Raw genomic sequence first — 8,438 nt, 5'->3', positions numbered from 1 at the left:
GAACTTCGTGTATCGCGCCTGCGAACGCCTCGCCCACGCGGCGGGCCTGCCGCTGCCCCCGCTGCGCCTCACCGTCACGTCCGACGTGCCGCTCGCGCGCGGGCTGGGTTCCAGCGCGTCCGCGCTCGTGGCGGGCATCGTCGCGGCGAACGCGCTGCTCGGCGAGCCGCTCACCCGCGCGGAGCTCCTGGATCTCGCCGCGCGCGAGGAGGGCCACCCGGACAACGTCGGCGCGGCCCTGCTGGGCGGCGCGGTGATCGCCACGCTGGACGGGGGCCGCGTGAACGCCGTGCGCGTGAGCCCGCCGGACGCGCTCGGCGCGCTCGTGCTCGTCCCGGACTTCGAGCTCTCCACGTCCCGCGCGCGCGCCGCGCTGCCCGACCGCTACGACCGCGCGGACACCGTGCACGCCCTGTCGCACGCGGCGCTCCTCGCGGCGGCTCTCACCGGGGGGCGCCTCGACCTGCTCGGCGCGGCCATGCGCGACCGCCTGCACCAGCCGTACCGCGCGCCGCTCGTGCCGGGCCTCGGGGACGTCCTCGCGGACGCCGCCCGTCACGGCGCGCTCGGCGCGGCCCTCTCCGGCGCGGGCCCCAGCGTCCTGTGCCTCTACGACCGCGAACGCGCGGGCGCGAGGGAGGACCTCACGGCCTTCCTGGAGGGCGTCCTCGCCCGGCACGGGCAGACCGGCCGGGTGCTGGACCTGCGCGTGGACCAGGCGGGCACGACCGTCACGCGGGAGGACACGTGAACACCGTCGAGGTGGAAGAGGCCGCGAAGATCCTCGAAGCGCTCATCGAGGACGTGCTGCGCGGCGAGGAGATCGTCCTCACCCAGGACGGCGTGCCCCTGGTGAAGCTCGTGCCGTACGAGAGGCCCACGGAAGGACCGGGGCGGTAACGTCGGTCGGGAAGAAGGGCGAGGCCACGACGGCCTCGCCCTTCCTCCTTCGCCCTACGAGCGGCGTCCGCGCTTGCGGACCTTCTGGCCGGGCACGGTGGGCTGGGAGAACTCCTTGCCCTGGAGCTTCGCCTCGATCGCGCGGATCTGGTCGCGCAGGCTCGCGGCCTTCTCGAAGTCCAGCGCTTCCGACGCCTGCCACATGTCGAGTTCGAGGTCCGTGAGCTGCGCCATGAGGCCCTCGCGGTCCTCCGCGATGGGGGCGGGCGCGGCGTCCGGGGCCTCCTCGCCGCGGATGACGTCGCGGACGTTCTTGCGGACCGTCTGCGGGGTGATGCCGTGCGCCTCGTTGTACGCCACCTGCTTCTCGCGGCGGCGGTTCGTCTCGTCCATCGCGAGCTGCATGGCGGGCGTGATGCTGTCCGCGTACAGCACCACCTCGCCGTTCACGTTGCGCGCGGCGCGGCCGATGGTCTGGATGAGGCTGCGTTCGCTGCGCAGGAAGCCCGGCTTGTCCGCGTCGAGGATCGCGACGAGCGACACCTCCGGCAGGTCGAGGCCCTCGCGCAGCAGGTTGATGCCGACGAGCACGTCGTAGTGCCCGAGGCGCAGGTCGCGGATGATGACCTGACGTTCCACCGCGTCGATGTCGCTGTGCATGTAGCGGGTCCGGACGCCCTTTTCGAGCAGGTACTCCGTGAGGTCCTCGGACATCTTCTTCGTGAGGGTCGTGACGAGCACGCGCTCGCCCTTCGCGGCCCGCTCGCGCGCGCGCCCCAGGAGGTCCTCCACCTGACCCTTCACGGGCGAGATCGCGACCTTCGGGTCCACGAGGCCGGTCGGGCGGATGATCTGGTCGACGGTGGCGTCGCTGTGCTCGCGTTCGAAGGGGCCGGGCGTGGCGCTCACGAAGACCACCTGGCCGGTCTTGCCGAGGAACTCGTCGAAGGTGAGCGGGCGGTTGTCCATCGCGCTCGGGAGGCGGAAGCCGTAGTCCACGAGGGTCTGCTTGCGCGCGCGGTCCCCGTTGGACATCCCGCCGATCTGCGGGACCGTCACGTGCGACTCGTCGATGAAGGTGACGAAGTCCTGCGGGAAGTAGTCGATCATCGTGTAGGGCGTCATGCCGGGCGCGCGGCCGTCCATGTGCCGCGAGTAGTTCTCGATGCCGGAGCAGTAGCCGAGCACCTTGAGCATCTCGAGGTCGTAGAGGGTGCGTTCCTTGAGGCGCTGCGCCTCCAGCAGCTTCCCGACGCTGCGGAAGTACTCCAGCCGCTCGTCGAGCTCCTGCTGGATCGTGACGATGGCGCGCTCCACGTTGCCCGCGCCGGACACGTAGTGCTTCGCGGGGTAGATGACGGTCGCGTCCAGTTCGGCCTGCACGTCCCCCGTGACGGGGTGGTACACGACGATGCGGTCCACCTCGTCGCCCCACAGCTCGATGCGCAGGGGTTGCTCGTCGTAGCTGGGCCAGATCTCGATGACGTCGCCCTTGGCGCGGAAGCGGCCCGCGAGGAGCTCGATGTCGTTGCGGTCGTACTGGAGTTCCACGAGCCGGTCGAGGATCTGATCGCGGCCGATGGTGTCGCCCCGCTTGAGGACGATGTTGAGCTTGCGGTACTCCTCCGGGTCGCCGAGGCCGTAGATGGCGGAGACGGACGCCACGACGATCGTGTCGCGCCGCGTGAGAAGGCTGCGGGTGGTGGAGTGCCGCAGGCGTTCGAGCTCCTGGTTGATCGCGGCGTCCTTGTCGATGAACTGGTCGCGGCCCGGGATGTACGCCTCGGGCTGGTAGAAGTCGTAGTAGGAGACGAAGAACTCCACGGCGGCGCCCGGGAAGAACTCGCGGAACTCCGAGGCGAGCTGCGCCGTGAGGATCTTGTTGGGCGCGAGGATCAGGGCGGGCCGCTGGGTCTCCTCGATGACCTTCGCGACGCTGTACGTCTTGCCGGTCCCGGTGGCGCCCAGCAGGGTCTGGAAGCGCAGTCCGTCGTTCAGCCCCTCGACGAGGCCCTTGATGGCTTGTGGCTGGTCTCCGCTCGGTCTGAATTCGGACTTGACCTGGAGCATCCCCCTATATTACGCCATGGACGTACCAGGTGGACAGGGGGGCACCTTCACACAACGCCCTCCCGCGTCACACTCCCCGGGCCCTGCAACTCCCGCGCCTCGGATCACGTACCGTGAGGCATGATCAAGAACAGCCGTGGGGGATTCGACCTCCGGGAGATGGTCCGTCAGAGCGTCGGCGTCATCACTCAGCCCAGCGTCCGCACCTTCGAGCTGTTCGAGCGCGCGGGCGGCCTCACGCAGGGCGTCACGTACGTCGCGATCACGTCCGTGCTGGTCGGCATCGTCGCGTGGATCGCGAACGCCCTGCCCTTCATCAACAGCCGCCTCTCCTTCTGGGAGACGGTGCTGGGCAGCCTGTTCGGCTACCTCGCGTACGTCTTCACCGTCCACGCCGTGGGCCGCGCGCAGGGCGGCACCGGCACCCTCGACGAGGTCGCGTACACCTTCGCGCTGTTCTGGGCGCCCCTCGCGATCCTCTTCGCGCTGCTGCAGGCGGGCCTCGTCATCACGATCGTGGGCATCCTGCTGGTGTGGCTCGTGCCGCTCGCGCAGCTCGTCGTGAACACCTTCTTCGCGTACACGGGCGTGCAGTCCAGCATGAACATCCGCTCGCCCGGCGCGATCGTGCCCACGCTGCTGATCTCGCTCGTCACGAGCGTCGCCGTGCAGGCCCTGGTGCGCTGGATCGTCCCCTGAGGAACGCGTGGAGGGCGGGAGGGCGAGCGTGCCCTCCCGCCCTCCTCCTTCCTCAGAGCAGCGCGCCCAGCAGCCCGAACACCGCTCCCAGCGTCAGGACGGCGCCGAGCAGCAGCAGGGCGAACAGCATCCCTCCCTGCACGAGGGAGCGGAACGCGAGGGCGGTCATGGCGCGGCGGCGGGCCGGATCGGGAAGCACACCTCAATGTGGCACGGACGCCCGGGGAAGTCGGACGCAGATGCGGCTCGACACTTGGCCTGCTATTATCTAGTTGAATCGACTAGATAAGGAAGAGTGATGACCAAAACCTGGAAGCTCGAAGACGCGAAGGCCCACCTGTCGCAGCTCATCCGCGACGCCGAGCACGAGGCGCAAGTCATCACGCGGCACGGACGAGCTGCCGGAGTCGTCCTGTCGCCAGTGGAATATCAGCGCCTGCTGGGCACACACCGCACGGCTCTCAGCACGTTTGAGGACGCCCCGGATCTCAGCGACCTCGATCTCACCCTGGCCAGAAGCACCGAACTGCGCGAGTTCGACCTGTGACCGGCCCCCGCTTTCTTCTTGATACGGACGTCGTCAGCGAGGCCACCAAACCCGACCGGAACGAGCACGTCACCACCTTTCTGGCCTCCACACCCCTGCATGCCATGCACCTCAGCGTCATGACTCTCGGCGAACTGGAGCGCGGCATCAGTCAACTCGGCAGCACACGCCGCGCCCAGGACCTCCGTATCTGGCTGGACACACGTCTGACACCCGATTACGAGGAGCGAATTCTCCCGCTCGATCTCGGAACGCTGCGCGCCTGGGGACAACTCATGGCTCGTCCCGAGCAACGCCGACAACCGCCCTCGTTGCCCGACAGTCTCATCGCCGCCACCGCCTACCATCACCGCCTGACCCTCGTGACACGCAACACCCGTGACTTCCAGCACTTCCCCATCAGTGTCTACAATCCCTGGCCGTCCTCTTCGTAGGACTGACGTCATGCGGGTCTTCCATATGGACCGGAGCGGTCCGGTCCTCAGGCCGTGACCGTCCACTATCCTTGGGAGCATGTCGAAGCTCATCTCCCCCGAGGACCGTCAGAAGTACGACCAGATCTTCATGCAGGTCGTTCAGAGCGTGCAGGTGGAGGCGCAGGGCACGAAGCCGCAGGCGGCGGGCACGCTCGCGCAGATGTTCCACCGCGAGCAGGTCACGGAGGCGCTGCAGGGCTGCGCGATGCTGATCGCGGGCTGGAACGAGGGCCGCGTGGACGAGGCGGGCGCGCGGCGCGCCGCCACGGCGCTGCGCGGGCTGGGCCTGCCGGAGGTGGCGGGCCGCGTGGAGAACCTCGTGCACATCGACGAGGCCTGAACGTCCCGCCCCTCCCCTGCCCCGCGCCCGGACTTCGGGCGCGGGGTACGCCATTGGTCGTATTCACACGTCCACGTTTTTCAATTATATTGAATACATCAGGGGCGGCGGACGTCCCGACAGGAGGAACCTCATGAACTGGACGACCACCGCCACCGTCGTGGCCCTCTGCGTACCCGGCATCGCGCTCGGCATTCCCCCCATGCTCGACAACCTCGTCGCGAGGGCGCCCAACCCCCAGGGCAAACCGCTCCCGCCGCGCCGGGTGCTCCTCACGGCGGGCATCGCGCAGTCCATGGTGCTCGTCCTCGGCGCGGCCGTCCTCGGCTCGCTCCTCGGGCCCCGCGTGGGCCTCGGCGCGCTCGTCACGCCCGCCCTCGGCACGAACCCGGGCGCCGCGCTCGCCCTCGCCGTGCTCGGTTCCGCCGCCTTCCTCGCGCTGTACTACGGCGTCTTCCGCCCCTGGCTCGACCCCGTCACGCTCGGCGCCTCCGAGGGCTTCCGAAAGGACACCGGCCTCACCACGCGCGTCCTGTACGGCGGTGTCGTCGAGGAGGTGCTGCTGCGCTGGGGCGTCCAGTCGCTCCTCGCGTGGCTCCTGTCCCTCGTCCTCGGCGCGGGCGTGCTCGCGCACTGGACGGCCATCCTCGTGGCGGGCCTGCTGTTCGCCGTGGGGCACGTCCCCGCGTACCTCGCGGCGGGCTGCCGCCGCACCCCCGCGTTCTTCACGACCGTCCTCGTGCTCAACACGCTCCTCGCGCTGTTCTACGGCTTCCTCTACTGGCAGTTCGGCCTCGCCGCCGCCATCCTCGCGCACGCCGTGACGCACCTCATGTGGTACCCCATGGATCTGCGGGTGTGGAACACGCCGCGCGCTGCCTAGACCGGCACGCAGGAAGGGCGGGAGCGCACGCTCCCGCCCTTCTCGTTGGTGGGTTACTGCCCGAGCTGCTGCTGGATGGCCTGCGCGTCACGCAGGTGCATCGCGACGGCGGGACGGATCTCGCGGGCGTACGCGAGGCCCTGCGGGTCCTTGCCGATCGTCAGGTACGTGTCGAGCAGCTTGAGGGTCATGTCGTGGCCCATTACCTGCACCATCACGTACATCTTGTCGAACTCCGCGCCCGTGAGGGTGGAGAGCTTGTCGTACTGGAGGCGCTGGTCCGCGCCGGGCTTGTCGGTGAGCTTCACGTTCTTCGCGGCGGCGATCGCGTTGAGCTTCTGCTGCGCGGCGGTGTGCTCGGTGATCATGCGCTGCGCGTAGGCGCGCACGGCGGCGTTCTGGCTCTTCTGAAGGGCCAGCTGCGACGTCAGGATCTCCGTGAGGTTGCTCATGGTGGAGACTTCCATCGCGAGGATGTCGGCGTTGTTGGTCGTCTGGGCGGTCGTGACGCCCGACGTCTGCGGGTTGGCCTGGGCCTGGGCGATGGGCGCGCCCGCGCCGCCGGCGAGGGCGGGCGCGAGGGAGGCGAGACCGAGGGTGACGACGAGCAGGGTGGTGCGAGTCTTCATGGGGTGCTCCTTGAGGCGCGAAATGTTCCGGCGTTCGCCGGGCGTTGCCTTCCACAAGGTGCCACCCGTTCCCGGGGCCTCCCCCGTGAGTGCGGTGAAGGCCCGCACGGCGTCGTCTCACCGCGCGGACCCCTTCCGCTCCGGATGTCTTGGGGTGCGCCTCAGTTCCTATCCGCGCACCCAATCGCAAGGTCCGGTCAAGCCTCGCGGGTCAGGTACGCGAGGATCAGTCCGCCCGTGGCGCGCAGCGCGTCCACGTGGGTGCGCTCGTAGGCGTGGCTGGCGTCCACGCCCGGCCCGATCAGGGCGGCCGGGTAATCCGCGCCCGCTGCCCACGCCGCCGACGCGTCGCTGGAGTAGTACGGGTAGATGTCGGTCCTCAGGTCGATGCCCGCCGCGCGCGCCGTCTCGCGCAGCCGGTTCCCGAGCGCGTGATCGTAGGGTCCGCTGGAGTCCTTCACGCACAGCGTGACGGTGTGCTCGTCGCTGTTCTGGCCCTCGCCGACGGCGGCCATGTCCACCGCGACGAGCTCGTCCGTGTCCGCGGGAACGCCCACGGCCGCGCCGTGCCCGACCTCCTCGTAGTTGCTGACGAAGAAGTGCGCGGTCCGCGCGAGCGTGGCGTGGCCCTCCCGCACGGCCTTCGTCACGGCGAGCAGGATCGCGACGGCGGCCTTGTTGTCGAGGTGACGTGATTTGACGTACCCCGCGTCCGTGACGACGGCGCGCGGGTCCCAGCTCACGAAGTCCCCCACCTGCACGCCGAGGGCGCGGGTCTCCTCGTCGTCGCGGGTGACCGCGTCGAGCCGCAGTTCGATGGTGCGCTCGTCGCGCGTGAGCTCGCGCAGTTCCTGACCCCACACGTGCGTGCTCTGCTTGACGTTCACGACGGTCGCGCCGAGCGTGCCGCCTCCCTGCAGGTGCACGAGGGCGTACTCGCCCTCCACGGTCGCCCAGTCGTACCCGCCGAGCCGCGTGAGGCGCAGGCGCCCGTTCGGGCGGATCTCCTTGACCATCGCGCCGAGCGTGTCCACGTGCGCGCTGAAGGTGACGCTCCTCGCGCCCTCGGGACCGGGGAGCGTCCAGCGGGGCGCGCCCTTGCGGGTGCGGGTGGCGGTCACGCCGAGCGCGGCGAGCTCCTCCTCGACGACGCGCACGGCGTCCTCGGTGAAGCCGGTCGGGCTGGGGGTGTTCAGGAGACGCAGGAGCACGCGGGTGGTGTACGTGAGGTCGATGTCGATGTCCATGCGACTCCCAGCCTACCCCCGCCCGGCGCTCCCGGGGACGAAACCCGCTCAGGTGCCGCGCGGCTTCGCCCGGGCGGTCGGCGTGGCGTTCCACGGGTCGAGCGGCCAGGGGTGCTTCGGGTAGCGGCCCGCGAGTTCCCTGCGGACCTCCGGGTAGGTGCGTTCCCAGAAGCCGCGCAGGTCCTGCGTGACCTGCACGGGTCGCCGCGCGGGGGACAGCAGGTGCAGCAGGACGGGCGTGCGGCCCTCGTTCACGGCGGGCGTGTCGCCCAGCCCGAAGAGCTCCTGGAGCTTCACGGCCAGCACGGGCGGCTCTCCTTCCGCGCGGTACTCCAGGCGGACGCGCGAGCCGCTCGGTACCTCCAGGTGGGTCGGCGCGAGCTCGTCGAGGCGTGCGCCCTGCGGCCAGGGCAGCAGGAACGTCAGAAGCCGCGCGAGGTCGAGGCGGTCCAGGTCGTCCTGACGGCGTACGTCCTCCACGTAGGGCAGGATCCACTCGTCGAGCCGCCCGGCGAGCGCCGCGTCGGAGAGGTCGGGCCAGTCCTCGCCGGGCCGCCAGGCGCGCAGGCTCAGCACGCGCGCCTGGAATTGTCTGGCGGCGTCCGTCCAGGGAAGCGTCCCGACGCCCGCGCGGCGCACGGCGTCCG

12 protein-coding genes are annotated in these 8,438 nt (G+C 70.1%); 7 read left to right on the top strand and 5 right to left on the bottom strand.

The genetic code is table 11. The features are described from left to right. On the top strand, positions 1 to 751 hold a 751-nt coding region (gene thrB / locus DEIPI_RS28825), incomplete at its 5' end, for a homoserine kinase (protein WP_045233701.1). Beyond that, positions 748 to 900, top strand: coding sequence for a type II toxin-antitoxin system Phd/YefM family antitoxin (locus tag DEIPI_RS37420; protein ID WP_157463475.1), 153 nt, complete (start codon positions 748 to 750; stop codon positions 898 to 900). The genes thrB and DEIPI_RS37420, both read left to right, overlap by 4 nt. A 54-nt stretch (positions 901 to 954) precedes the next feature. Here the strand turns inward: DEIPI_RS37420 and uvrB are convergent, their stop codons facing one another. Next, positions 955 to 2,970 carry an excinuclease ABC subunit UvrB gene (uvrB, locus tag DEIPI_RS0105710; protein ID WP_027481159.1) on the bottom strand — a complete coding sequence of 672 codons (2,016 nt, stop codon included), beginning with the start codon at positions 2,968 to 2,970 and terminating at the stop codon, positions 955 to 957. 120 nt (positions 2,971 to 3,090) lie between these two features. Between uvrB and DEIPI_RS0105705 the strand changes: the two genes are divergently transcribed. After that, positions 3,091 to 3,669 carry a hypothetical protein gene (locus DEIPI_RS0105705; RefSeq protein WP_027481158.1) on the top strand — a complete coding sequence of 193 codons (579 nt, stop codon included), beginning with the start codon at positions 3,091 to 3,093 and terminating at the stop codon, positions 3,667 to 3,669. Between the two features lie 52 nt (positions 3,670 to 3,721). Here the strand turns inward: DEIPI_RS0105705 and DEIPI_RS37415 are convergent, their stop codons facing one another. Beyond that, a complete protein-coding gene (locus DEIPI_RS37415) occupies positions 3,722 to 3,868 on the bottom strand; it encodes a hypothetical protein (protein WP_157463474.1) in 147 nt (48 codons plus the stop codon). A 99-nt stretch (positions 3,869 to 3,967) separates the two neighbouring features. Between DEIPI_RS37415 and DEIPI_RS0105695 the strand changes: the two genes are divergently transcribed. The 4 genes from DEIPI_RS0105695 (at position 3,968) to DEIPI_RS28820 (ending at position 5,915) form a co-directional block, all read left to right on the top strand. Further along, positions 3,968 to 4,216 carry a type II toxin-antitoxin system Phd/YefM family antitoxin gene (locus DEIPI_RS0105695; RefSeq protein WP_027481157.1) on the top strand — a complete coding sequence of 83 codons (249 nt, stop codon included), beginning with the start codon at positions 3,968 to 3,970 and terminating at the stop codon, positions 4,214 to 4,216. Then, positions 4,213 to 4,650 carry a type II toxin-antitoxin system VapC family toxin gene (locus DEIPI_RS0105690; protein ID WP_027481156.1) on the top strand — a complete coding sequence of 146 codons (438 nt, stop codon included), beginning with the start codon at positions 4,213 to 4,215 and terminating at the stop codon, positions 4,648 to 4,650. The genes DEIPI_RS0105695 and DEIPI_RS0105690 overlap by 4 nt, the downstream gene beginning before the upstream one ends. Positions 4,651 to 4,729: 79 nt before the next feature. Further along, the gene (locus tag DEIPI_RS0105685) at positions 4,730 to 5,032 is read left to right on the top strand and encodes a hypothetical protein (RefSeq protein WP_027481155.1); all 303 of its coding nucleotides are present in this window, start codon (positions 4,730 to 4,732) and stop codon (positions 5,030 to 5,032) included. 133 nt (positions 5,033 to 5,165) lie between these two features. Beyond that, positions 5,166 to 5,915, top strand: coding sequence for a CPBP family intramembrane glutamic endopeptidase (locus DEIPI_RS28820; protein WP_045233700.1), 750 nt, complete (start codon positions 5,166 to 5,168; stop codon positions 5,913 to 5,915). Between the two features lie 53 nt (positions 5,916 to 5,968). On the opposite strand, the gene DEIPI_RS0105675 is transcribed toward DEIPI_RS28820, so the two are convergent. The 3 genes from DEIPI_RS0105675 to DEIPI_RS28815 form a co-directional block, all read right to left on the bottom strand. Further along, positions 5,969 to 6,544 carry a DUF4142 domain-containing protein gene (locus tag DEIPI_RS0105675; protein WP_027481154.1) on the bottom strand — a complete coding sequence of 192 codons (576 nt, stop codon included), beginning with the start codon at positions 6,542 to 6,544 and terminating at the stop codon, positions 5,969 to 5,971. A 197-nt stretch (positions 6,545 to 6,741) separates the two neighbouring features. Beyond that, positions 6,742 to 7,791, bottom strand: a complete 1,050-nt coding sequence (locus DEIPI_RS0105670; protein ID WP_027481153.1) for a M42 family metallopeptidase — start codon at positions 7,789 to 7,791, stop codon at positions 6,742 to 6,744. Positions 7,792 to 7,839: 48 nt separating this feature from the next. Next, positions 7,840 to 8,438: ATP-dependent helicase C-terminal domain-containing protein (locus tag DEIPI_RS28815; RefSeq protein WP_281173188.1), on the bottom strand; the 599-nt coding region annotated here is incomplete at its 5' end.

Origin of the sequence: Deinococcus pimensis DSM 21231 (assembly GCF_000519345.1) — a bacterium.
GTDB lineage: Bacteria > Deinococcota > Deinococci > Deinococcales > Deinococcaceae > Deinococcus_A > Deinococcus_A pimensis.
Note: the sequence above shows the minus strand (reverse complement) of the source record. Positions and strands in the feature narration are given on the sequence as shown.